Origin of the sequence: Herbiconiux ginsengi (genome assembly GCF_900107435.1) — a bacterium.
GTDB classification, from domain to species: Bacteria; Actinomycetota; Actinomycetes; order Actinomycetales; family Microbacteriaceae; genus Herbiconiux; species Herbiconiux ginsengi.
Genome location: NZ_FNPZ01000001.1, coordinates 1,471,582 through 1,494,761 on the forward strand (window position 1 = coordinate 1,471,582; position 23,180 = coordinate 1,494,761).

17 protein-coding genes are annotated in these 23,180 nt (G+C 71.6%); 8 read left to right on the plus strand and 9 right to left on the minus strand.

Translation table 11 applies throughout. From position 1 onward, the window contains the following. Positions 1-55 precede the first annotated feature (55 nt). Positions 56-232 carry a hypothetical protein gene (locus BLW00_RS23385; RefSeq protein ID WP_175494169.1) on the plus strand — a complete coding sequence of 59 codons (177 nt, stop codon included), beginning with the start codon at positions 56-58 and terminating at the stop codon, positions 230-232. A 32-nt stretch (positions 233-264) separates the two neighbouring features. Here BLW00_RS23385 and BLW00_RS07015 read toward each other — a convergent pair whose 3' ends face one another. From BLW00_RS07015 to gabT, 4 genes are all read right to left on the minus strand, one after another. Next, positions 265-2,868, minus strand: a complete 2,604-nt coding sequence (locus BLW00_RS07015) for a carboxylate--amine ligase/circularly permuted type 2 ATP-grasp protein (protein ID WP_092551027.1) — start codon at positions 2,866-2,868, stop codon at positions 265-267. Between the two features lie 236 nt (positions 2,869-3,104). Next, on the minus strand, positions 3,105-3,815 hold the full coding sequence (locus tag BLW00_RS07020; RefSeq protein ID WP_092551030.1) for an alpha/beta fold hydrolase: 711 nt from the start codon (positions 3,813-3,815) through the stop codon (positions 3,105-3,107). Positions 3,816-3,956: 141 nt separating this feature from the next. Further along, on the minus strand, positions 3,957-5,282 hold the full coding sequence (locus BLW00_RS07025) for a Glu/Leu/Phe/Val family dehydrogenase (RefSeq protein ID WP_092551033.1): 1,326 nt from the start codon (positions 5,280-5,282) through the stop codon (positions 3,957-3,959). Beyond that, positions 5,279-6,658: a 4-aminobutyrate--2-oxoglutarate transaminase gene (gene gabT / locus BLW00_RS07030; protein ID WP_092551037.1), complete on the minus strand. Its 1,380-nt coding sequence runs from the start codon at positions 6,656-6,658 to the stop codon at positions 5,279-5,281. Before gabT ends, BLW00_RS07025 begins: the two co-directional genes overlap by 4 nt. 140 nt (positions 6,659-6,798) lie before the next feature. Between gabT and BLW00_RS07035 the strand changes: the two genes are divergently transcribed. Continuing rightward, positions 6,799-8,343 carry a PucR family transcriptional regulator gene (locus BLW00_RS07035; protein ID WP_175494170.1) on the plus strand — a complete coding sequence of 515 codons (1,545 nt, stop codon included), beginning with the start codon at positions 6,799-6,801 and terminating at the stop codon, positions 8,341-8,343. 96 nt (positions 8,344-8,439) lie between these two features. Here the strand turns inward: BLW00_RS07035 and BLW00_RS07040 are convergent, their stop codons facing one another. Next, complete coding sequence (locus tag BLW00_RS07040) at positions 8,440-9,492, minus strand: zinc-ribbon domain-containing protein (protein ID WP_092551043.1); 1,053 nt, start codon at positions 9,490-9,492, stop codon at positions 8,440-8,442. Between the two features lie 137 nt (positions 9,493-9,629). On the opposite strand from BLW00_RS07040, the gene BLW00_RS07045 reads away from it, so the two are divergent. Continuing rightward, positions 9,630-10,241 carry a GIY-YIG nuclease family protein gene (locus BLW00_RS07045; protein WP_092551046.1) on the plus strand — a complete coding sequence of 204 codons (612 nt, stop codon included), beginning with the start codon at positions 9,630-9,632 and terminating at the stop codon, positions 10,239-10,241. Positions 10,242-10,297: 56 nt separating this feature from the next. On the opposite strand, the gene BLW00_RS07050 is transcribed toward BLW00_RS07045, so the two are convergent. Together BLW00_RS07050 and BLW00_RS07055 are read right to left on the minus strand one after the other, a co-directional pair. After that, positions 10,298-13,177, minus strand: coding sequence for an FAD-binding and (Fe-S)-binding domain-containing protein (locus BLW00_RS07050; RefSeq protein WP_092551049.1), 2,880 nt, complete (start codon positions 13,175-13,177; stop codon positions 10,298-10,300). A 101-nt stretch (positions 13,178-13,278) separates the two neighbouring features. Then, entirely contained in the window at positions 13,279-13,797 is a 519-nt protein-coding gene (locus tag BLW00_RS07055; RefSeq protein WP_092551052.1) for a hypothetical protein, read from the minus strand. 163 nt (positions 13,798-13,960) lie between these two features. Between BLW00_RS07055 and BLW00_RS07060 the strand changes: the two genes are divergently transcribed. The 5 genes from BLW00_RS07060 (at position 13,961) to argG (ending at position 19,039) form a co-directional block, all read left to right on the plus strand. Further along, complete coding sequence (locus tag BLW00_RS07060) at positions 13,961-14,614, plus strand: GntR family transcriptional regulator (RefSeq protein ID WP_092551055.1); 654 nt, start codon at positions 13,961-13,963, stop codon at positions 14,612-14,614. A gap of 216 nt (positions 14,615-14,830) precedes the next feature. After that, entirely contained in the window at positions 14,831-15,598 is a 768-nt protein-coding gene (locus tag BLW00_RS07065; RefSeq protein WP_217634306.1) for an ABC transporter ATP-binding protein, read from the plus strand. Between the two features lie 2 nt (positions 15,599-15,600). Beyond that, a complete protein-coding gene (locus BLW00_RS07070; RefSeq protein ID WP_092551060.1) occupies positions 15,601-16,431 on the plus strand; it encodes an ABC transporter permease in 831 nt (276 codons plus the stop codon). 50 nt (positions 16,432-16,481) lie between these two features. Then, a complete protein-coding gene (locus BLW00_RS07075; RefSeq protein ID WP_092551063.1) occupies positions 16,482-17,528 on the plus strand; it encodes an ABC transporter substrate-binding protein in 1,047 nt (348 codons plus the stop codon). A gap of 83 nt (positions 17,529-17,611) precedes the next feature. After that, complete coding sequence (gene argG / locus BLW00_RS07080; protein WP_092551066.1) at positions 17,612-19,039, plus strand: argininosuccinate synthase; 1,428 nt, start codon at positions 17,612-17,614, stop codon at positions 19,037-19,039. A 220-nt stretch (positions 19,040-19,259) separates the two neighbouring features. On the opposite strand, the gene BLW00_RS07085 is transcribed toward argG, so the two are convergent. Together BLW00_RS07085 and BLW00_RS07090 are read right to left on the minus strand one after the other, a co-directional pair. Continuing rightward, positions 19,260-22,151 carry an FAD-binding and (Fe-S)-binding domain-containing protein gene (locus BLW00_RS07085; RefSeq protein ID WP_092551069.1) on the minus strand — a complete coding sequence of 964 codons (2,892 nt, stop codon included), beginning with the start codon at positions 22,149-22,151 and terminating at the stop codon, positions 19,260-19,262. A gap of 131 nt (positions 22,152-22,282) precedes the next feature. Continuing rightward, entirely contained in the window at positions 22,283-23,122 is an 840-nt protein-coding gene (locus tag BLW00_RS07090) for a HemK family protein methyltransferase (protein ID WP_092551072.1), read from the minus strand. Positions 23,123-23,180 lie beyond the last annotated feature (58 nt).

A 23,180-nucleotide genomic window follows, 5' to 3' on the forward strand; every position in this document is an offset into this window, starting at 1 on the left:
GAGAATACGGCGATCGCCCGATGAAGCGCCCCCACCTCAGCGAGCACCGTGGTTCATGCGCATCGACCGAGCGCATCCCCACCCCTTGGAGACCACCATGTTCTTCCTCCTCCTGCTCGCGGCCCTCGCCCTCTGGATCGCGGTTCTCGTCGCCCTCGCGGCCACCAGCCCCGGTCGCGGACGCGACGAGCAAACGCGCCCCACCGCCCACGGCTTCTTCACCCGCGTCTGAGGCGACGCGCCAACCTCCACGGCGAGCCGCCGTCAGCCGTGGAGGATCCAGGTGTCTTTGGCGCCCCCGCCCTGCGACGCGCTCACCACCATGCTGCCCGCCGGCGCCACCCGCGTGAGGGCGAAGCGCGCGACCTCGAAGTCCGCCTCCGCGCCTGTCGCCGCCCCGGTGGCGAACACGAAGACGCGCAGGTCGACGCGGCGCGGTTCCAGCACGGCTCCGAGGTCGCCGATCCGCGCATCCACCTCGACGAGGGTCGGATGCGACGACAACGGCACCACCTCCTGCGCCACCCACTCGGCGGGCGCGGCCGCGATGGCCGATCGTCGCTCGGCCACGGCTGCGGCCGGCACCGATGGACCCACCAGCACACCGGCTCCGCCGTCGCCGCCCACCGGCTTGGTCACCAGCTCGCCCACGCGCTCGAGCACGGTGAGCAGTTCGGCGTCGTCGCCCGTGCGATAGGTCGGCACCTGTTCGAGCAGGGGGCGCTCGCCGAGGTAGTAGGCGATCAAGGCGGGCACGTCGCAGTACATCGCCTTGTCGTCGCCCACCCCATTGCCCGGGGCGTTCGCGAGCACGACGCCGCCGGATGCCGCGACCTCCATGATCTCGCGGCCGATCGCGCGCCCGGCGCTGTCGACCGCCTCCGGGAGCTCGACGTCGAGCCGCAGGTAGAGCGCATCGAGCGGCGCTGCCGACGTCTCCGCGCCGGCGGCGCTTCGCGCGAACACCCGTCCGTTGTCCACCGTCACGTCGTCGAGACCGAGCAGCACGAGCCCGGCGCCCTCCGCGATCGCGCGGTGCTCGAACCACTCCGCGCTGGCCGGTCCGCTCGAGAGCAGGCCCACGTTGTCGCCGCGCGTCACCTCCGCGCCCGCTGCTGCGACTCCGCCGGCGCCGAGCACGGCCCGCCGCAGGAGCGCGAACCCGTCCGACGGTGAGAACAGTCCCTCGGGCCGCGGAACGTCGGGTGCCACCTCGTCCATCAGCTCGCGGATCGCGATGGCGTATCCGGCACCGACCGGGTTGCGCAGGTTGTCTTCGAGCACGCGCCAGTCGCCGAACTCGTTGCGCACGAGGTCGAAGGCCATGATCGGGGCGCGCACGCCGCCGCGGGGCAGCAGGCGTGCCGCCTCGACCCAGCCGGGTGACTGCTCGAGCGCCGCACGGGGCACGGCTCCGTCGTAGACGATGCGCTGCTCGCCGTACACGTCGTTCAAGAAGGCCTCGAGCGCGCGGGCGCGTTGCGTGACGCCGTCGACGATCCGCACCCACTCGTGAGCGGTGATGACGCGCGGCACGAGGTCGACCTCGAAGTCGCGTTGCCCGCCGGATGCGCTGCCGACCGTCATCCCGTGCGTGGCCACCCACTCGCGCCCCGCGCGCATCCGGGCGGTCAGCTGCTCGGGGGTCAGCTCCTCGTAGTGGCGCGCGATCCGTTCGTAGGCGGGCCGGGGCCGCGCTCCCGGGCCGACGGCCTCGTCGCCCGCGCGGGTGCGGTAGCTGCGCAGCGCCGCGACCGCGGGCGGTGGTCCGCCGGCCGGCCCGTGCGTCTCCTCCACCACGAGCCGCACCACGGCGTCGAGCGATCCGGACTCGGCGAACGCCGCGCGCTGCCGGTCGGCGGAGTTGCCGCGGGCGAGCAGGGTCTCGGCGAGGTCGGCCACTTCCTCGTGGTCGCCCAGCTCCTCGAGTTGCGGGCGCAAGCGCGCGACCAGCCGCCGCACCACCTGGGCGGCGGGCAGGGGCCGCGGATGCGCGGTGTCGTCGAGCAGGTCGCCCGTGAGTCCGGCGCGGGCCGCCTGCCACATCGCGGCCCGGTGGACGGGTGGTGCGGCCACGACGGCGGGGCGCCCGGCCTCGATGTCGAGCTCGGCGGCGCGCACCGCCGCACGGAAGAGTCCGGCGATGAGCACCGCGTCGTCGACGATCGGGCACGCGTCGCACACCCGCAGCTCCAGCGTGGGGGCGTGCGCCGAGGGCCGCACCTCGAAGTAGGCCATCTTCGAATCGGCGATCACCCCGGTGGCGATCAGGTCGCCGAGCAGCTGGTCGTATTCGGCGGCCGAGCCCAGCTCGCCGGTGGCTCCGGCGCTCGGCCAGCGCTGCCAGATGATCGAGCGGATGCTCGAATACCCGGTGTCGTGCCCGTTCCAGTAGGGCGAGCTGGCCGAGAGGGCGAGCAGCACCGGGAGGTCGCGCGCGACGCGCTGGGCGATCTCGACGGCGAGGTCGCGATCGGAGACGCCGACGTGCACCTGGGTTCCGCAGATGAGCTGTTCGTCGACCAGCAGCCGGTACTGCTCCTGCATCCGGGCGAAGCGGCCCGAGGAGGTGAGCTCGAAGTCGGCGAACTCCGAGCGCGGCGCCGTTCCGACGCAGGCGATGCCCACGCCCTCCGGAGCGGCGGCCTCGACGAGGCCCGCCCGCAGCTTCAGGATGTCGGCGCGGAATCCGCCGAGCGTCGTCTGCACCGCGGTGTTCGTCTCGATGGTGGTGCGCTGCAATTCGGCGGAGTAGCTCTCGCCGGGCAGCCGGGACAGGATCTGCGGCGCGCGCGCCGACAGCTTTCCGCTCCGGAGGTCAATGAGGTGCAACTCCTCCTCGGCGCCCAGCGTCAGCTCCGCGGCCATGTGCACACCCTACGGCCACGGCCCTCCGCGCGTCTCGACTCCCGGCGGATCCCCGGCCGGCGACACGGCCGGGCCGGCGCCCAGAAACCTCGGCGGGTGGTCGGTCGTTCGGGAGGCCAGGAGGTCGGGATCGACGTTCGGGAGGCCGGTGTGGCCTCCCGAACGGTCATCGGCCTCCCGGGCGGCTGGAGAGAGCCGCTCGGGAGCTGCCCGGGAGCCGCCCGTGCGGGTCGGGGTCAGGAGACCGCGCGCACCGCCGCGATGATCACGTCGGCCACCTCGCGCGAGCGGGAGACGGCGATCGAGTGCGACCCGCCGTCGAGCTCGGTGACGGATGCGCCCACGCGCGCCGCCGCCGCCCGCTGCGAATCCGGGTTGATCGCGTTGTCGGCACCGGAGAGCACCCACCAGCTGGGCAGACGCTTCCACGCGGGCTCCACCGCGAGCGGCTCGCCGAGGGCGACCGTCGCGGCCGGGCGCTGGTTGGCCGCGCCGAAGACGGCCTCCTCGTCGGTCACGTCGGCGGCGAAGGCCGAGCGGTACTTGTCCTGCTGGATCGTGAACTCGGGCAGCTCGCTGCCGGGGAAGGTCCACGGCTGCAGCGAGCTCGCCAGCTCGGAGTCGGGGAAGCCCGCCGTCGAATCCTGCACGCTCATGCCCGTGTCGAGACCGAACGACGCCACGTAGACGAGGCCCTTCACGTTCTCGGCGCTGCTGCCGGCATAGGTGATGACGGGTCCGCCGTAGCTGTGGCCGACGAGCACCACGTCGCCCGGAGTCTGCGCCACGACGCTCGCGACGTATTCGCCGTCGAAGCTCAGGCCGCGCAGGGGGTTCGCGACGGTGCGCGAGTCGATGCCGGCCTCGCGGAGGTGGGCGGCGACCTTCGACCAGCTGGAGCCGTCGGCGAAGGCACCGTGGACGAGGAGGACGGTGGGAGTGGACATGAGCAGATCCTTTCCAGAAGACAGAACGTTCGTTCTTGTCTTGAGTGTGCCACACATCCCACCGGAGCGCCAGCCGGTTCCGGTTCTGTTCCTGTTCCGGTTCCGGGGACGCTCCGACCCGAGAGCCCCCGGAACGGAGGCTCAGGGGTAGAGGCCCCGAAGGCGATGCGCCTCGGTCACCCGCGCCACCGCCAGGCTCGTGGCCGCCGCGCGGAGCGTGATGTCGAGCTCCGCGGCGTGCGTGGTGACCCCGGCCCAGGCGGCGAGCATCCGTTCGCCCAGGCGCGCTTCGACGTCGCGGGCCTCCCAGCGGTAGGACTGGTTGGCCTGCACCCATTCGAAGTACGACACGATGACGCCGCCGGCGTTGGCGAGGATGTCGGGCACCACGAGCACGTCGTTCTGCTGCAGGATGCGGTCGGCCTCGCGCGTGGTGGGGCCGTTGGCGCCCTCCACCACGATGCGTGCCCGCACCCGGGCGGCGTTGCCCTCGTGCAGCACGCCCTCGACCGCCGCGGGCACCAGGAGGTCGACCTCGAGTTCGAGCACCTCTGCAGGGTCGAGCGGATCGGCGCCGGCGAAGCCGACGACGGTCCCTTCCTCGTCGACGTGGCGGGCGAGCGCCTCGACGTCGATCCCCGCGGGTGCGGAGGAGTGCACCGCACCGTACTGATCGGCGATCGCGACCACCCGCACCCCGCGCTCGGCCAGGAACCGCGCCGCATCCCGTCCCACCTTGCCGAAGCCCTGCACCGCCGCCGTCGCGCCGTGCGCCGAGATGCCGGCTCGCTCGAGGGCGGCGCCGGCGATGTGAACGACTCCGCGCGAGGTGGCGCTCGGCCGCCCGAGCGATCCGCCCAGACTGAGCGGCTTGCCCGTGACGACGCCGGGGACGGTATGGCCCTGCGTCACCGAGTAGGTGTCCATGATCCACGCCATCGTCTGCTCGTCGGTGCCGATGTCGGGGGCCGGGATGTCTTGCTGCGGTCCGATGATGGGCAGGATCTCGCTGGTGTAGCGCCGGGTCACGCGCTCGAGCTCGGCCAGGCTGTACTGCCGAGGGTCGATCGCGATCCCGCCCTTGGCCCCGCCGTAGGGAACGTCGAGGAGGGCGCACTTCCAGGTCATCCACATCGCCAGGGCACGCACCTCGTCGAGGGTGACCGACGGGCTGTAGCGCAGGCCGCCCTTCGCCGGGCCCCGGGAGATGTTGTGCTGCACCCGGTAACCGGTGAGCACCTGGGTGGAGCCGTCGTCGCGCCGGAGCGGAACGCTCACGGTGAGCTCTCGGCGGGCGGCGGCGAGCATCGCGTGGATGCCCGCGTCGTAGCCGAGGAGTGCGATGGCGTCGGCGAGCTGGGCCTGCGCATCCGCCAGCGTGTTGTCGCGGGTGGAGGCGGGGGCGGGGGATGCCGCGGCCGTGCCGGTCTCGGCGTGGATCACGGGCAGGGGAGAGGCGAGTGTCATGATGCGGCCAGAGCCTTCCGCACCACGGCGAGGCCGTCGCGGAGCAGGTCGTCGGAGATGGTGAGCGGCGGGAGGAAGCGGATCACGTTGCCGTAGGTTCCGCAGGTGAGGAGGATCACGCCCTCGGCGTGGGCGGCGTGGGCCACAGCGGCGGTGAGCGCGGCATCCGGTTCGCCCGTCGACGGGTCGACGAGTTCGATCGCGATCATCGCGCCCCGGCCCCGCACGTCTCCGACCCGGTCGTCGGCGGCGCGGATGGCGTTCAGCCCGCCCCGCAGCACCGTCTCGATCTCCCGGGCGCGGCCGGCCAGGTCGTCGTCGAGGTAGCTCTGGATCGTGGCGAGCGCGGCCGCACAGGCGAGCGGATTGCCGCCGTAGGTGCCGCCGAGGCCGCCGACGTGCGAGGAGTCCATGATGTCGGCGCGCCCGGTGACCGCCGAGAGGGGCAGGCCGCCCGCGATGCCTTTCGCGGTGACGACGAGATCGGGCACGATGCCCTCGTGCTCGGAGGCGAACATCGCTCCCGTGCGCGCGAATCCGGTCTGCACCTCGTCGGCGATGAACACGACGTCGTTCGCGCGGGCCCAGTCGGCGAGGGCCGGCAAGAACCCGTCGGCGGGCACGATGAACCCGCCCTCGCCCTGGATCGGCTCGATGATGAGCGCGGCGAGGTTGGCGGCCCCGATCTGCTTCTCGATCTGCGTGATCGCACGGGCGGCCGCCTCGGCGCCGGAGAGGCCGCCGTCGCGGAACGGATACGACAGCGGGGCTCGGTAGATCTCCGGGGCGAACGGCCCGAATCCGCTCTTGTAGGGCATCGACTTCGCCGTGAGGCCCATGGTGAGGTTCGTGCGGCCGTGGTAGGCGTGGTCGAACGCCACGACGGCCTGCCTGCGGGTGAAGTGCCGGGCGATCTTGATCGCGTTCTCCACCGCTTCGGCGCCGGAGTTGAACAGGGCGGTGCGCTTCTCGTGGTCGCCGGGGGTGAGGCGGTTGAGGGACTCGGCCACCTCGACGTAGCCCTCGTAGCCGGTGATCGAGAAGCAGGTGTGGGTGAACTGCGCCACCTGGCGCGTCACGGCATCGACCACCGCCGGTGCGGAGTTGCCGACGCCGGTGACGGCGATGCCGGAGCCGAAGTCGATCAGCGAGTTGCCGTCGACGTCGAGCACGATGCCGCCGCCGGCCGCCTGAACGAACACCGGCAGCGCGACGCCGACGCCGTTCGCCACGGCCGCGGACTTGCGCTGCTGCAGGGCGATCGAGCGCGGGCCGGGGATCGCGGTGACCAGCTCGCGACGCTGCGGCAGGGTCGGACCGCCGAGCTGCGGCGGGGGTGTCGAGGTCGCGGACGTGGAGGGTTCGGTGAGTGTCATGGGTGTCCGTTCTCAGAGATCGAGGCGAGGGAAGTACCCCGACGGTAGGCACGACGTGGGGCTGCCGTCAGAGACACTCCGTCCTGATCTGTGCCGTGAACTGCCGAAGTGGCAGGATGTACGCGGCGTACGCTGGGTGCATGCCCGCCACCCTCTCGGCGCTCCTCGCCCATCGGCCGTTCCTGCTCCGGCGGCTCACGGCCGCGCCCGAGAATCCCGTGGTGATCGCGTGGGCGCACAGCTCCGATCTCGCCGATCCGTCGCCTTTCCTGGTGGAGGGGCAGATGCTGCTCACCACCGGGGGACAGTTCTCCGCCGACGGATCGGCCGCCTTCGCCTCGCAGTACGTCGCGCGACTGCAGGCGGCCGGCGTGGTGGCCCTCGGTTTCGGCACCGAGGTGGTGCGGGAGGGCACGCCGGGCGAACTCGTCGAGGCCTGCACCCGGCTCGGGATGCCCTTGGTCGAAGTGCCCTACCAGACCCCCTTCATCGCGATCGCCCGCTGGGTGGCCGAGGTGCAGTCGACGGAGGCGCGCTCCCGCGTCGACTGGGCGCTCACCACGCAGCGCTCGGTCTCGCTGGCGGCACTGGCCGGCGGCGGCCTGGCGGCTGCGGTGCGCACCACCGCGAGCGGGCTGGGCTGCGACATCGCGGTCTTCGATCCCGATGCCGAGGTGTCGACGGCCGACTCGGCGCTGTCGGCGGCGTCGCGCCGGGCCTTCGCGAGCATCCGGCCCGATGTGCAGAGTCTGCTGCAGAATCAACGGCGGGCCCGCGTCGACATGGAGATCGGCGGCATGCACGTCTCGTTGCAGACGCTGGGCGGGAGCCGGCGCCTGCGCGGGGTGTTGGCCTTGGCGAAGGCGGGCCCGTTCGATGCGGCCGAGCTCTCGGTGGTGACCACCTTGATCGCGCTGGCCGAGGTCTCGCTCGAACGCAGCCAGGATCAGCGGATGAGCCTGCGAGCCCTGATGGTGCAGCTGTTCGAGCTGTTGCGCGACGGGCGGGTGGCCGCCGTGCGCAAGGCGCTCGGCGACATCCCGACCGGCCTGCCGGAGAAGCGTTTCGTGGTGGTGTCGCTGCGCGCGGAGGAGACCGACCCGGCACTTCGCGACACGCTCGAGCGACGCGCCTCCGATCGTCGCAACCGCCTGTTCGTGGTGGAGCACGGCGACGCCTTCGTGCTGCTCGCCGACGAGCGCCGTTGGCCCGAGTTGCGCCGGCTGCTCACCGCGCGGCAGGTGCGGGCGGGGGTCTCGGGGGTGGTGGACTGGGACAGCCTGGATGCCGGACTCGTGCAGGCCGCCCGCTCGCTCGACCGGGCCGGCGAGCACGAGATCGTCGACTTCGCCACGCTCGTGTCGTCGAGCTTCTTCGGCCTGCTCTCCGCGACGGCGGTGGCGGATGTCGCGCGCTCGCGTCTGCATTCCCTGCTGTCGACTGCGGAGGGGCGGCAGCGCCTGTTCGAGGCCACCGTCTGGCTGCGGCACAACGGGCAGTGGGAGCCGGCGGCGCGGGAGCTCGGCATCCATCGCCACAGCCTGAGGTCTCGGCTGGAGGGGGTCGAGCGGGCGCTCGGCCTCTCGCTCGACCGGTTCCAAGACCGCGCCGAGCTCTGGGCCCTGCTCGCCGCGATCGACATGGCCTCGGGCGACGTGCCCGCACCGGCGCCGGGATCGCCTTAGCTGCGCGCCCCCCACCCGTCCCGGCCCCTCATCCGCACGTATTCGCGCTGGCGGGGGGCGTCATTCCGCCAAGACGTGCGGCTGAGCGCGCGTCGGTCAGGGGCGGAGGTAGGCGTTCACGATGAGGTCGCCGCGGAGGGTGCGGAGGGTGTCGAGGAGGCGCGCGATCAGGCGGTCGGTGACCTTCGCCGGCGCGGGCACGTCGTGCGGGCCGAGCAAGGGGAGTGGGGCGCAGCGGATGCGCACCACCTCCCAACCGGCGGCGCGCAGCAGGCGGTCTTTGCTGCGGTCGGAGTCCTCGCGCGGGCCCACGTGTTCGAGGCCGAAGCGGCCGACCGTGTCGTATTCGAGCGCCACGCGCAACTCCGCGATCACGATGTCGGGCCACACTTCGAGTCGGCCGTGGAACGGGCGGGCCACGGCGACGGCGTTGGGCGCGGGATCGAACTCGAGGCGCGCCGCGAGCTTCTGCTGCAGCAGCGCCTCGGCGGCCGACGCGGTGGGTGGGGCGTGCGCGCTGCGGAACGCCTCGCCGGCCGGCCGGGTCGGCAGGGCGCGCGCGGACGGCGGGCGTCGGCGCCCACCCTCGCCGCGGGGAGGAGGAGCGGGCGCTGCCCGGCGGTGCGGGGTGGGCGTGGCGTCCGGGGGAGGGGCGGGCGTGGCCCGGCGGTGCGAGGTGGGCGTGGCGTCCGGGGGAGGGGCGGGCGTGGCCCGGCGGTGCGAGGTGGGCGCCGCGTCCGAAACAGGAGCGGGCGCTGCCCGGCGGTGCTGGGTGTGCGCGGCATCCGGGGCAGAGGTGGGCCCGGCCTCCGCGGGCCAGAGCGCGGCAGGACGGATGCGGCGGGGCGCGGCCAGATCGGCGCACACGGGGCACCAGGCCGAGCGGCGCCGAACCCGCCCGGGGCGGGACCGCTGCTCCTCGGGAGTGGCGACGAACAGGTGCCCGCTGTCGCACTGCCAGGTGAGGTACACGTCGGCGGCGGGTGGGATCTGGGTGAGCGTGATCTCGCGATTGAGGTCGGGATGGTACTGCCGCACCAGCATCGGATATTTCGCCCACTCGGTGCGATAGGTGCCGACCGCATACGGCACCGCGGCCCCCTTCGACCACTGCCGGCGCTCCCACCACGCCTCGATGTTCTCGGGCACCGCGCATCCTCCCTCCGTGGTTCGACCGTGTTTCGGCAGCGGCCGCTCGTGGCGCTCGTGTCGTTGGGCGAGACGCTATCCCGCACCCCCGACATCCGGTTCGCGGCGATGTCGGCGGTGGCGGCTAGGGTCGCCGCATGGCGGAACGAGAACGCACGTGCGGCATCCGCGACCCTGACGCCGGTGCGGCGTGCAGGGCGCCGGCCGACGCATCCGCTCCGCTCGAGATCTGCACCCGGCACCTGCTTGCGGCCTACGAATGGGTGGCCGGCGAGGTGGGCGTGACGGATGCGCTGCCGTCGCCGTGCCTGGCGTGCGGGTCGCGACTCGGGGTGCGGTATCCCTCGGGCTGGCTCTGCGCCGTGTGCGAGTGGCGCCTGGGCGAACGGCCCGACGACGAGGCCGAGCCGGTGCGCGTCGACGTGGTCTACTACGTGCGTTTCGGCGACCGCATCAAGATCGGCACCTCGGCGAACCCGCGTGGCCGGTTCGCGCAACTGCACGTCGAGGAACTGCTCGCCCTCGAACGCGGCACTCGCCTGCTCGAGCAGCGCCGGCACGCGCAGTTCGCGGCGCACCGCCTCGGCGGCGAGTGGTTCGCGCCGCACGCCGCCCTCGACGCGCACATCGCCGCCCTCGCGGCGGGCGTCGACGACCCCTGGGCCCTCTACGACCGCTGGCGCAGCGAGGCCCTCGCGCTCGCCGGCGCCCGCCGCCCTGACCTCCCCCGTCGAGTCGTCAAAATCTGACGGAATGGCGCGCGCCGTAGCGGCGTGTCTTGGTGATTCGATGCGGTCCGTCCCTGTCAGCGCGAGGGAGCGCGGGTCGCCTCCGCCAGCAGTTCGAGCACGTGCTGGTACTCGGCGCCGGTGGCTCGGGTCATGCCGAGTTCGCAGGTGCGGTTGCAGCTGGCGTGGGCGGTGGCCCCGGATGCGCGCACCTCGGCCGCCTGGGAGCGGGTCGCCGACGCGGTGAGCTCGGGATGCAGCATCCCTCGGTCTCCGGCGAAGGCGCAGCAGCCCCAGTCGTCGGGCACCACGACCGTCTCGGCCACGGCGTTCGCCACGGCGGTGAGCTGAGGGTTGATGCCGAGCCGGGTCGACGAGCACGTGGGGTGCAACGCGAGCCTCTCGATGCGGTCGTGTTCGGGCAGGGCCGGCAGGATGCGCGTGGCGACGAAGTCGACCACGTCGATCACGCGCATCCGTCGGGCGCCCGTCGCGTCAGGTGCCGGATCGGCCTCGATCGTGTGGAGCAGGCCCTCGGTGCACGAAGAGGCGTCGCAGACGATCGGCAGCTCGCCGTCGCGCGTGGCCTCCCGGAGGCTCGCCAGCACGCGGTCACGCATGATCGCCGCGCCGTCGGGCAGGCCCTTCGACGACCACGGGGTGCCGCAGCAGAGCGAGTCGATGTCGCTCGGCACGAATACGGCGACGCCGGCCTGCTCGCAGAGCTGCTCGAAGCTGCGCTGCACGCCCGAGCCGGTGGCGCCGTCCGCGGCATCCGCCGGACCGAACATCGCGTTGACGCAGGCCGGAACGTAGACGGCCTCGGGCACGGCATTCGGCGGCGGTGCCGGGCGGGACCGGCGCGCTCCACCCGCCGGCAACTCACCCGACCACATCGGCAGCACGTCGTCACCCACGACGGCGCGGCCGAGACGGTTCGGGATCGTGATGACGGGCGATGGCACCTTCTCGGCCACGGTGAGCGCCGTGCTCGCGATCCGGGTGGTCGCGCCCCAGTGCTGCGCGGCCGTCTTCCACACCGCCTTCTCCACGCCGCCGTGCTCGGTCTTGCGGAGGCGCCGCACCAGGTCGCCCGTGTTGATGAGCACGGGACACGCGGTCTGGCACATGCCGTCGACCGCGCAGGTCTGCACGCCCTGGTACTCGTAGTCCTGCTCCAGCGACGCGGCGAGGGCGGTGTCGCCGTCGGCGGTCGCGCTCGCGATGGCGCGCTTCACCACGATCCGCTGGCGGGGCGTGAGGGTGAGGTCGCGGCTCGGGCACACCGGTTCGCAGTAGCCGCACTCGACACAGCGATCGGCTTCGACCTCGATCGTGGGGGTGCGCTTGATGTCCTTGAGGTGCACCGTTGGGTCGTCGGTGATGATGACTCCCGGGTTGAGCATCCCGCTCGGGTCGCAGAGCGACTTGAGTTCGCGCATCACGGCGTAGAGCTCGTCGCCGTACTGGCGCCGCACGTACGGGGCCATGACGCGACCTGTGCCGTGCTCGGCCTTGAGCGAGCCGCCCTCGCCCAGGATGAGGTCGACCATGTCGTCGGTGAAGGCGGCGTAGCGGTCGAGCCCGGCGCCTTCGAAGAGGTCGGTGAGCATGAAGTGGATGTTGCCGTCTTTGGCGTGGCCGAAGATGACGTTGTTCTCATACTCGTAGCGGCCGAAGAGGTCGATCAGGCGCTCGCAGGTGCGGGCGAGCGATTCGACCGGAACCACGACGTCTTCGAGCAGCGCCGTGGTTCCGGAGGGGCGGGCACCGGCGACGGTGGCGTAGAGGCCCTTGCGCAGGTGCCAGAGCGAGGCGCGGGTGGTGGCGTCGGTCGAGAGCACGGTGGGGGTGCTCGTGCGCAGGCCGTCGAGGGTGCGCTGGCCCACGGCCTGGGCGTCGAGCAGCTCGTCGGCGGTGGATGCCTGGTACTCCACCAGCAGGGCGGCCTGCTTGTCGACGGCGAGATCGCGGATCAGGGGATGCGCATCCGCTTCGGCCTTGCCCACGCGCAGCGATTGCGCATCCATCAGTTCGACGGCGGCGGCGCCGCTCGCGACGATGCCGGGCAGAGCCTCGTTGGCCGCCAGCAGGTCGTCGAAGATGAGCAGGCCGGTCGCGGCCTGGGACAGCAGGGGGAGGGTGCGGAACACCGCTTCGGCCACGAAACCGAGGGTGCCTTCGCTGCCGATCACGAGATGGGCGAGCAGCTCGGCCGGGGTGTCGTGGTCGAGGAAGGCGTTGAGGCCGTAGCCCATGGTGTTCTTCATCGAGAACTGGTGCTGCAAGATGCGCACCGACTCGGGGTTGCCGCGGATGCGGTCGCGGAGGCGTAGGAGGCCCGCGGTGAGGGTCGGTTCGTCGTGGGCGAGGCGGGAGTCGGCATCCGGTGCCCCGGTGTCGACCACGGTGCCGCTCGGGAGAACGACGGTCATCGACTCGAGCGTGCGGTAGGTGTTGCCCGTGATGCCGCAGGCCATGCCGCTGGAGTTGTTGGCGACGACGCCGCCGATGGTGCACGCCGACTCGCTCGCCGGATCGGGTCCGAGTTTGCGGCCGTGCCGGGCCAGGCGGGCGTTGACCTGGCGCACGGTTGCGCCGGGTTGAACGCGCACGCGCCGGCCGTCGTCTTCGATCTCGATGCGGCGGAAGTTGCGCCGCACGTCGACGAGCACGCCGTCGGTGACGCCCTGGCCGCTGAGGCTCGTGCCGCCGGAGCGCAGGGTGACCGGGGTGCCGGAGCGGGCGCCGGCGCGGAGCAGACGCCCGACGTCGGCGGCGTCTCTCGCGATCACCAGGGCCTCGGGCACGAGCAGGAAGTGCGAGGCGTCATGCGCGTTGGCGTGCAGGTCGATGGCGCGCGTGGAGATGTCGGCGGTGGCGCCGGATGCGGCCACCTCGGCTCCGAAGCGGGCGGCGGTGGCGGATGTCGTCGGCGACAGCGGGCGGGCGCTCATCCGTACATTGTTCAACAAGTCGACTGTTTGAACAAGTCACACTCCGGCGCCCGCTCGCAGATCGGCTGCCCGGTCGGGCCGCCCTGCCGCAAAGGCTGCGATCAGCTGCCGCTGCAGAGCACCAGCGTCGAGTTCACCGAGCCGGTGGTCTTCGCTCCCTGGGCCGTGTAGCCCGTCGGAACCTGGGTGGAGGCATTCAGAGTGAACGAGACCGAGGTGGACAGGGTCGTGCGGAACGCCATCGTCGCGCCGGCGGGAAGAGCCGCCGTGAGAGTGAACAGGCGCGCCGTTCCGGAGAGGATCTGCTGGCTGGCCGTGCCGCCGGTCACGGAGAACACCCCGGCGTTCGCGACGCCGGAGGCGACGATCATGACGGTCGTGCCGACCGGGAGCGCGGCTGACGAGCTGGCGGTGAGGAGGAAGCCGGGGCCTTGCACGCCCTGGATGCCGCAGGTTCCGACGACCTGATAGGCCCCCACCTCGATGTCGGACGCCGCCGCCGCAGGCGTGGCGACCGCGAGCGCGACGACGGGCACCGACCAGGCGGCACCTCGCAGCAGGGTTCGACGATCCAGGCTACGGCTGGATCGGTTGGTCGTCGTCTGCTCGGTCGTGGTCATGCTTCCCCCAATGTCGTTTTTTGATCGTCGAATGTCGCTCAGATCATCTTGGCAGCGGCCGTTCACCGCCATCAGATCGGCTCGGGCAGGCGCGGTTCGACCTGTCGACGGCGCCAGCGAGTCAGGCGTCGATACACTGGACGCCCACGCCGAGAGGAGCCGCATGCCCCGCACGATCACCGCGGTCTCGGTCGTCGACGCTGCAGCCGACGACCTCCGGCGTCGGCTGTTCGCCGGCGAGCTCTCCGGCGCCACCCTCACCGAGGTGGCCATCGCCACCGAGTACGGCATCTCGCGATCGACGGGCAAGGCGGCCGTGGAGAAGCTCGTCACCGAGGGCCTCCTGGAGCGGGGCACCCACAAGACGCCGCGCGTGCCCGAACTCGGCCCCGACGACGTGCGCGACATCTACGGCACCCGGCTCCGGCTCGAGGGCGAGGCGCTGCGCGAACTCGCGGCGGAGAAGCGGGTGCCCGAGGCGGCGGTCGAGGCGAACAGCCGCGTGCGCGCATCCGGAAGCGGTGCGGCACTCGACTCGGTCGAGCCGGACATGCGTTTCCACGCGGCGCTCGTGCAGGCCGTCGGCAGTCCGCGGCTCGAGCGGATGTATCGCTCGCTCGTCGACGAGGTGCGCCTGTGCATGGCGCAGGTGCAGGGCCGCAGCCTGCTCTCCGTCGATCAGATCGCCGCCGAGCACCAGGAGATCCTCGAGAGCATCGCGGCAGGCGACGCCGAGCAGGCCGTCACCCATCTGCGTGGTCACCTGGGCCGCGCCAGCGACCGCCTCGCCGAGGCGATCGGCGCGCTCGAGCGCTGATCCCTTTCGTGGCGGCCGGCTGAGCCGTTGCGCCAGGCGTGGGATGCCCGTCACGGGGCACGTACGAGGCCGCGCCCCGTGCGCGCCCGATATTACGGCCGTGTTTCAACCGTGCTAAATCTCCCCGAAAGGGTTGTGGGCATCCGTCTCAGTCGACATCCTATCTTTAGGCGATAAAACGTCCTCAACATGTAATAAATTCGACAGGGGTGGCGAATGACGGTCTCAGGCATATCCGCGCGGGGAATCGGGATGGCCTTCGGGTCGACGGTGGTGCTCGACCAGCTCGACATCGACGTTCCGGCCGGGAGTTTCGTGACCCTGCTGGGCCCGTCGGGCTGCGGCAAGAGCACGCTCTTGAAGATCCTGGGCGGCATCCTGACCCCCACCGTCGGTGAGGTGATGATCGGCGACGCCCCGGCCCGGCAGGCGGTGGCGGCCAAGCAGATCGGCCTCGTGCTGCAACGGCCGGCGCTCGTGCCCTGGAAGACGGCGCGCGAGAACGTGGCCATGCTCCGCTCGATCGCCGGCAAGGGCAAAGCGCGCGATCAGGCCGTCGACGACGCCCTGGACCTCGTCGGTCTGGCCCACGCCGCAGACCGCTATCCGCACCAGCTCTCGGGCGGCATGGCGCAGCGCGTCTCGATCGCCCGGGCCCTCGCGATGGACCCCGCCATCCTCCTGATGGACGAGCCCTTCGGCGCCCTGGATGCGATCACCCGCGATTCCATGAACGAGACGCTGGCGTCGATCTGGGCTGCCACCGGCAAGACCATCGTGTTCGTCACGCACTCCATCGGTGAGGCGGTGTTCCTCTCCGACACGGTGAACGTCATGGGCGTGAATCCCGGCCGCATCATCGACCGGATGACCATCGACATCGACCGGCCGCGGCGCGCCGACCTGCTCGACAGCGCGGAGTTCACCGGGTACTCGACCCGGCTCCGCGAACAGCTGGTCGTTCCCCAGCAGGCAGGGGTGTGACGATGACGGCAACCGCTCCGGCCCGCCCGGCTCCCCTCACCTCCAGTGCGCCGACATCATCGTGGCGCCTCCGCTGGTCGAAGCTCTGGCCACCGCTCCTCGTAGCCGTCATCGTGGTGGTGGCCTGGGAGCTCGCGGTCGACGTCTTCGACGTCTCGAGCTACATCATCGCGACGCCCAGCGAGATCGCTGCCGAGATCGTCGCCAACTGGCAGCTCCTGCTCACGAACACCTGGGTCACCACTCAAGAGGTGGTGTACGGGTTCCTCATCAGCATCGTGGTGGGCGTCGCGCTCGCGCTCGCGGTGGTGCGCTTCCGCTTCCTCGATCGGGCGATCTATCCGCTCATCGTGCTCTTCCAAGTGGTGCCGAAAGTCGCCCTCGCGCCGATCTTCATCCTCTGGTTCGGCTACTCGATGACGCCGAAGCTCGTGCTCATCGTCGTGATCGCCTTCTTCCCGATCACCCTCAACATGGTGCTCGGGCTTCGGCGTACGGATGAAGACCTGCTGCTGCTGATGAACTCCGTGGGCTCGAGCAAGAACGAGATCCTGGCCCGTATCCAGGTGCCGACCTCGCTGCCCTATCTCTTCGCGGGCCTCCGGATCGCCATCACGCTCGCCGTCATCGGCGCGGTGGTGGCCGAGTTCGCCGGGTCGCAGAACGGGCTCGGGCACCAGATCCAGTTCGCCTCGACCCAGCTCGACACGGCCCAGATGTTCGCGGCCCTCATCTTCGTCTCCGTGCTCGGACTCGTCCTCTACTACCTGGTCGGCTTCGTCGAGTACCTCTTCAAGCGGCGGTTCCCGCACCTCGCCCTCGCCGACGTCTGACGTCGGCGAGCCCACTCGTCACACCCCATCCACCCTTCCGAAGGAGAACCATGTCACGAACCACGAAAGCACTCGCCCTCACCGCCTCGGTGGGCCTGCTCGCCGGCCTCGCCGCCTGTTCCTCCGGGAGCAGCGGATCGGAAGCCTCGTCGGCGGCTCCGGCCGACGCCGACCACATCACCATCCAGCTCGACTACCAGCCGCGAGGACTGCACGCGCCGCTGTTCGTGGCCGACGAGAAGGGCTTCTTCGCCGACGAGGGCATCGTGGTCGACGACATCCTCACCGGCGCCGGATCGGGCGACACCCTCCGTCTCGTCGGTCAGGGCCAGGGCGACTTCGGCGTGGCCGACCTGCCCACCCTCGTGGTGGCACGGTCGCAGGGCGTCCCGGTGAAGGCCCTCGCCGCCACCAACCAGACCTCGCCCCTCGCCATGTGCGCCAAGGCCGACAAGTTCACGCTCGACACCCCCGACGACCTGAAGGGCCTCTCCGTCGGCGTGCAGGCATCCGGCTCCACCTACGTCTTCTACAAGGCGCTGCTCGCGGCCAACGGCATCGACGCGAGCGCCCTCACCGAGCTCTCGGTGAGCCCGCCGTACGAGAGCTACCTGGTGACCGACCAGGTCGACACCGTGCCCTGCTACACCGACGCCGAGGTGCCCATCCTCCAGGAGGCCGCGGGCGACCTCAGCATCCTGCTGGGCTCGGACTGGGGCTACGACACCTACGGCACGGGCATCTTCACGAGCGACGAGATGATCGAGAAGAACCCCGACCTGGTGCAGCGCTTCATCGACGCCTACCTCAAGGGCCTGCAGTACACGATCGACAACCCCGAGGAGGCCGCGGGCATCCTCGCCGCCTCCGACCCGCAGCTCGCGGGCAACGAGGAGCTCTACACCGAGCAGATCCAGGCCGACATCGACAACACCTTCACCAGCGCCGACACGGAGGCCGACGGCCTCGGCACCATGAACGATGAGACCTGGCAGAAGACGATCGACCTGCTGTTCGAGCAGAAGGTCATCGAGAGCGAGCCGACGGTCACCGACGTTCAGGACCCGCAGTTCGTGGCGGCGGACACCACCGACTGAACCCGGCGGGAGCAGGCGACGGGGGTGCCGCCGAACGGCGCCCCCGTCCGTCTGCGCCCTCCGCGTTCGATACGCTGGAACCCATGTCCAAGGTCCTCACCAGTCTTCCCGTCGGCGAGCGCGTCGGCATCGCGTTCTCCGGGGGTCTCGACACCTCTGTCGCCGTCGCCTGGATGCGCGAGAAGGGCGCCGTGCCGTGCACCTACACGGCCGACCTCGGGCAGCCCGACGAGCCCGACGTCGAGGCGGTGCCCGGCCGCGCGGGCGAGTACGGCGCGGAGATCGCGCGCCTGGTCGACTGCCGTGCCCCTCTCGTGGAAGAAGGTCTCGTGGCGCTCGCCTGCGGCGCGTTCCACATCCGCTCAGGCGGCAAGACCTACTTCAACACCACCCCGCTCGGCCGCGCCGTCACGGGCACCCTGCTCGTGCGCGCCATGAAAGAAGACGACGTCGAGATCTGGGGCGACGGATCGACCTACAAGGGCAACGACATCGAGCGGTTCTACCGCTACGGCCTGCTCGCGAACCCGCGCCTGCGCATCTACAAGCCCTGGCTCGACGAGGCCTTCGTGACCGAGCTCGGCGGCCGCACCGAGATGAGCGAATGGCTCGTCGCCCGCGGCTTCCCCTACCGCGCCTCGGCCGAGAAGGCCTACTCCACCGACGCCAACATCTGGGGCGCGACCCACGAGGCCAAGACGCTCGAGCAGCTCGACACCGGTGTCGAGATCGTCGAACCCATCATGGGCGTGCCGTTCTGGCGCGACGACATCGAGATCGCGAGCGAAATCGTCACGGTCACCTTCGAGGCCGGCCGCCCCGTCGCCCTGAACGGCGTGGAATACACGGATGCCGTCGCTCTCGTCCTCGAGGCCAACGCGATCGGCGGACGCCACGGCCTGGGTATGAGCGACCAGATCGAGAACCGCATCATCGAGGCCAAGTCGCGCGGTATCTACGAGGCGCCGGGCATGGCCCTGCTGCACATCGCCTACGAACGCCTGCTGAACGCGATCCACAACGAAGACACCGTGGCCAACTACCACGTCGAGGGGCGGCGCTTGGGCCGGCTGATGTACGAGGGCCGCTGGCTCGATCCGCAGTCGCTCATGCTGCGCGAATCCATCCAGCGCTGGGTCGGGTCGGCCATCACCGGAACTGTCACACTGAAGCTCCGCCGCGGTGACGACTACTCGCTGCTCAACACCGAGGGTCCGGCGTTCAGCTACCAGCCCGACAAGCTCTCGATGGAGCGCGTCGGTGACGCCGCCTTCGGCCCGCTGGACCGCATCGGTCAGCTCACCATGCGCAACCTCGACATCGCCGACAGTCGTGCCCGGCTCGAGCAGTACGCCCGTCAGGGCATCGTGGGCGGCGCCACCGCCCAGCTGCTCGGCGAACTCGAAGAGGGCGAGGCCGCTTCGATCAGCGCCGGACCCTCCGAGACCTCGCTCGAAGCGGCGACGGATGCGGCGAACGAGGCCGCAGCGTTCGACCTCGGCACCGACTGAGGTCGCCCGGCTCTGCTTGCTACGCTTGCATCACCCACAGAACTGGAGAGGCACATGGCCGAAATACTGCTCGGCGTCGTCGGACTGCTCACCCTCGTCGGCGGCGTGCTCGGCGTCATGGCGATCGTCGAGATGGTGCGTTCGCCCTACAAGAGCTGATCGGCGGCTGCAGCGGCCGACGCGCCCCTGCGACTGCTGACCGGTGCGGGCCGGATGCGCGTCAGTCGCGCCGCGCCCCCGCCAGCAGCTCGGCCAGGTGGATGCCCTTGGCTCCCGCGAGCTGATCGGCCTGGGTTCGGCAGGAGAGCCCGTCGGCGAGCAGGATGCTGCCCTCGGGCGCCGCGCGCAAGCCCGGCAGCAGCGAGTTCTCGGCCACCGCGACCGAGACGTCGTAGTGGCCCCGCTCCATCCCGAAGTTGCCGGCCAGGCCGCAGCATCCGCTCAGCACCGTCGTCTCGGCGCCGAGGGTCGTCAGCAGCTTCTCGTCGGGCCCGAATCCCATCACCGAGTGATGGTGGCAGTGCGGTTGCACGACGACCGTGCGGCCGCTGAGGTCGGGCGCCACCCAGTCCGGGCCCGGCCCCACCGGCTCGGGCGCTGCGAGCAGCTCGGCGAGCGTGTAGGCCGCGGCGGCGACATCCTGCGCACGTGCATCTCCGGGCAGCAGTTCGAGCAGGTCGGAACGCAGCACGGCGGTGCACGAGGGCTCGAGCCCGAGAATCGGGATGCCCGCGGCGACATACGGATGGAACACCTCGACCAGCTGCGCCAGCTTCGCGCGTGCGGCGGTGAGCTGACCGGTGGTGATCCAGGTGAGCCCGCAGCACACGGCCTGGTTCGGCACCACGACCTCGTAACCGGCCGACTCGAGCACGGCGACGGCGGCGCGGCCGACGGTGGGGGAGAAGGTGTCGGAGAACGTGTCGACCCAGAGCAGCACCCGCTTGCGAGTCGTGGCCTGCACGGGGGCCCGCCCCGGCGCCGCCCCGCCCCGGCGCCGCCACCAGGCCCGGAACGACCGCCGCGCGAACCGCGGGATCGAGCGCCGCGCATCCATCCCGCCCGCGCGCAGCACGAGCTTCTCGAGCGCCCGCACCGAGAGCACCGCGTTCGCCAGGCCCGACACGCGGGTCGCGAGTCGAGCCCAGCGCGGTAGCCAGCCGAGCGTGTAGTGCGTGACCGGGCGAAGGCGTCCGCGATAGGTGCGATGCAGCACCTCCGACTTGTAAGCGGCCATGTCGACGCCGGCGGGGCAGTCGCTCGAGCAGGCCTTGCAGGAGAGGCAGAGGTCGAGCGACTCGTGCACTTCGGGGGCCGCCCAGCCGCCCTCGACGAGGGAGCCGTTGATCATCTCCTGCAGCACGCGGGCCCGGCCGCGCGTGGAGTCCTTCTCGTCTTTCGTGGCGAGGTAGCTCGGGCACATGAACCCGCCCGACGCCGAATTGTCTGCGCGGCACTTGCCGACCCCGACGCAGCGGTGCACGGCCTTCGTGACGTCGCCGTCGTCGTGCACGAAGGCCAGACCATTGCTCGCGGCGATCGGCAGAGCGTGCGGGCGGCGCAGATCGGTGTTGACGGATGCCGGTCGCACGATCACCCCCGGATTCAGCACGTCTTCCGGGTCGAACAGGTTCTTGAACCCGGCGAAGAGATCGAGCATTCGGGGTGAGTACATGTGGCGCAGCAGGTCGCTGCGGGCGCGGCCGTCGCCGTGCTCGCCCGAGAGCGAGCCGCCGTGCGAGGCGATCAGGATCGCGGCATCCTCCAGGAACGAGCGCAGCACGTCGCCGTCGGTGTCGAGCGGGATGTCGAGACGCACGTGCACGCATCCGTCGCCGAAGTGGCCGTAGGGCATGCCGTGCAGCTCGTAGCGGCGGAGCAGGTCATCGAAGTCGCGGAGGTAGGCACCGAGATGCTCGGGCGGCACCGCGGCGTCTTCCACCCCGGGCCAGGCCTGCCGGTTCGCCGCGGTGCGGCCCGCGAGGCCCGCGCCGTCTTCGCGGATGCGCCAGAGTGCGCGGGCCTCGGGCCCGGCGGGAAGGATGCGCACGGCGCTCGTTCCGGCGTCGCGGGCGAGACGCTCGGCCCGCGACCAGGCGTCGCCGGGTTCGCGGTCGGCGACCTCGACGAGCAGCCAGCCTCGGCCTGCAGGCAGGTCAGGCGCGGCCGCGGGTCCGCTGTGCCGCACGACCGCGTCGATCAGCCGCGAATCCATTCCCTCGATCGCCATCGGGTGGTGCGCCAGCAGGGCGGGAACCGCATCCGCCGCCGAGGGCATGTCGGGGTAGCCGAGCACCACGAGCACGGGATCGCGGGGGAGGTCGACCAGCCGCACGGTGGCGCCGAGCACCGCCACGAGGGTGCCCTCGGTGCCGACGAGCGCCTTCGCGAGGTCACGGCCATTCTCGGGAAGCAGGTGCTCGAGCGAGTAGCCGGAGATCTGGCGGCCGAACGAGCCGAGCTCGGTGCGGATGACGTCGAGGTTCGCGGAGACGAGGGCGTCGAGGCCGTCGATCCGGTCGATTCCGGATGTGCCGGTGCCGGTGCCGCTTCCGCCGCCCGCGCCGCCGCGCCCCGCGGTGAAGCGCCGCCCGCGCCCGTCGGCCACGTCGAGCGCGACCACGTTGTCGGCGGTGCGCCCGAAGGCGAGCGCCCGTGGACCGCAGGCGTTGTTGCCGATCATGCCGCCGAGCGTCGCCCGCGCCCAGGTGGAGGGGTCGGGCCCGAAGCGCAGCCCGAACGGTGCCGCGGCGCGTTGCAGGCTGCCCAGGGTCGCGCCCGGTTCGACCACGGCGGTGCGGGCATCCGGGTCGATGCCCGTCACTCGGTCAAGGTGGCGCGAGAGATCCATCACGATGCCCGGACCGATCGCGTTGCCCGCCACCGAGGTGCCACCGCCCCGCGCGGTGAGAGGCACCCTGTTCGTGCGGGCGAACTCCACCAGCCCGGCCACCTCGTCGACGGCGCGCGGGAACACGACGACCTCGGGCACGACGCGGTAGTTCGACGCGTCGCTGGAGTACTCGGCGCGACGGCGGCGGCTGTCGTCGACCTCGGTGAATCCGCTCTCGCGGAGTCGGGCGGCGAGGTCGCGGGCGATCGCCGTCGTCATGAGAGCATGCTACGCCGTGCCGGGTGCCGGGTGCCGGGTGCCGGGTGCCGGGTGCCGGGTGCCGGGTGCCGGGTGCCGGGTGTGGGGTGCGGGGTGCGGGGTGCCGGGTGCCGCGGGCGGGGCAGCGCCGGTCAGCGGGAGCCGATGACGACCGTGGCGTCGAGCTCGTCGTCGTGCACGATCCGCGGGTGCAGGCCCGCGGCTGCGAAGAGCGCCGCCGTCGCGGGCGCCTGGCGCTCGCTCGTCTCGATGAGGAGGTGCCCGGTGGGCGAGAGCCAGCGCGGCGCATCCGTCGTCACCCGGCGCTGCACGTCGAGCCCGTCGTCACCGCCGTCGAGGGCGACGCGCGCTTCGTGCAAGCGGGCCTCGGGCGGCATGGTGGCGATGGCGTCGGTGGGAACGTAGGGGGCGTTGACGACGAGGAGGTCGATGCGTCCGCGGAGCTCCCCGGGCAGGGCTGCGTAGAGGTCGCCCTCGAACACGCGGTCCGCACCGGGGAGGTTGCGCCGGGCGCTGCGCACGGCGGCGGGGTCGATGTCGGCGGCGTACACCGCGACGTCCGGCGCTCGCTCGGCGTCAGCGACAGCGGCGCCGGCACCGGTGCCGGATGCAGCGCCGGCGGCAGGGGCAGCGGCAGCAGCGATCGCAGCGCCCACCGCGGCGGAGCCGCAGCAGAGATCGAGCACCACGGCGCCGGGCTGCAGCAGCGCCAGCGCCTCGGTGACGAGCAGCTCCGTGCGGCGGCGGGGAACGAAGACGCCGGGATCGACCGTGATCCGGAGCCCCGCGAACTCGGCCCAGCCGAGGATGTGCTCGAGCGGCAGCCCCTCCACCCGGCGCGCAACCATCCGCTCGAGATCGTCGCCGTCCGCCGCCGCCTCGATCAGCAGCGCCGCTTCGTCTTCCGCGAAGACGCATCCGGCGGTCCGCAGCCGCACGACCACCCCGCCGACCTCGTTCGAATCACTCATGCGAGCGCCACTCTACGCCCGTGCGGGGGCGCCCGGCCGGTGACGTCATTTCGGGAGG

Coding starts and splice junctions, on each gene's coding strand:
- BLW00_RS23385 (WP_175494169.1), top strand. CDS start 56: ATGCGCATCGACCGAGCGCATCCCCACCCCTTGGAGACCACCATGTTC.
- BLW00_RS07015 (WP_092551027.1), bottom strand. CDS start 2,868: ATGGCCGCGGAGCTGACGCTGGGCGCCGAGGAGGAGTTGCACCTCATT.
- BLW00_RS07020 (WP_092551030.1), bottom strand. CDS start 3,815: ATGTCCACTCCCACCGTCCTCCTCGTCCACGGTGCCTTCGCCGACGGC.
- BLW00_RS07025 (WP_092551033.1), bottom strand. CDS start 5,282: ATGACACTCGCCTCTCCCCTGCCCGTGATCCACGCCGAGACCGGCACG.
- gabT (WP_092551037.1), bottom strand. CDS start 6,658: ATGACACTCACCGAACCCTCCACGTCCGCGACCTCGACACCCCCGCCG.
- BLW00_RS07035 (WP_175494170.1), top strand. CDS start 6,799: ATGCCCGCCACCCTCTCGGCGCTCCTCGCCCATCGGCCGTTCCTGCTC.
- BLW00_RS07045 (WP_092551046.1), top strand. CDS start 9,630: ATGGCGGAACGAGAACGCACGTGCGGCATCCGCGACCCTGACGCCGGT.
- BLW00_RS07050 (WP_092551049.1), bottom strand. CDS start 13,177: ATGAGCGCCCGCCCGCTGTCGCCGACGACATCCGCCACCGCCGCCCGC.
- BLW00_RS07055 (WP_092551052.1), bottom strand. CDS start 13,797: ATGACCACGACCGAGCAGACGACGACCAACCGATCCAGCCGTAGCCTG.
- BLW00_RS07060 (WP_092551055.1), top strand. CDS start 13,961: ATGCCCCGCACGATCACCGCGGTCTCGGTCGTCGACGCTGCAGCCGAC.
- BLW00_RS07065 (WP_217634306.1), top strand. CDS start 14,831: ATGACGGTCTCAGGCATATCCGCGCGGGGAATCGGGATGGCCTTCGGG.
- BLW00_RS07070 (WP_092551060.1), top strand. CDS start 15,601: ATGACGGCAACCGCTCCGGCCCGCCCGGCTCCCCTCACCTCCAGTGCG.
- BLW00_RS07075 (WP_092551063.1), top strand. CDS start 16,482: ATGTCACGAACCACGAAAGCACTCGCCCTCACCGCCTCGGTGGGCCTG.
- argG (WP_092551066.1), top strand. CDS start 17,612: ATGTCCAAGGTCCTCACCAGTCTTCCCGTCGGCGAGCGCGTCGGCATC.
- BLW00_RS07085 (WP_092551069.1), bottom strand. CDS start 22,151: ATGACGACGGCGATCGCCCGCGACCTCGCCGCCCGACTCCGCGAGAGC.
- BLW00_RS07090 (WP_092551072.1), bottom strand. CDS start 23,122: ATGAGTGATTCGAACGAGGTCGGCGGGGTGGTCGTGCGGCTGCGGACC.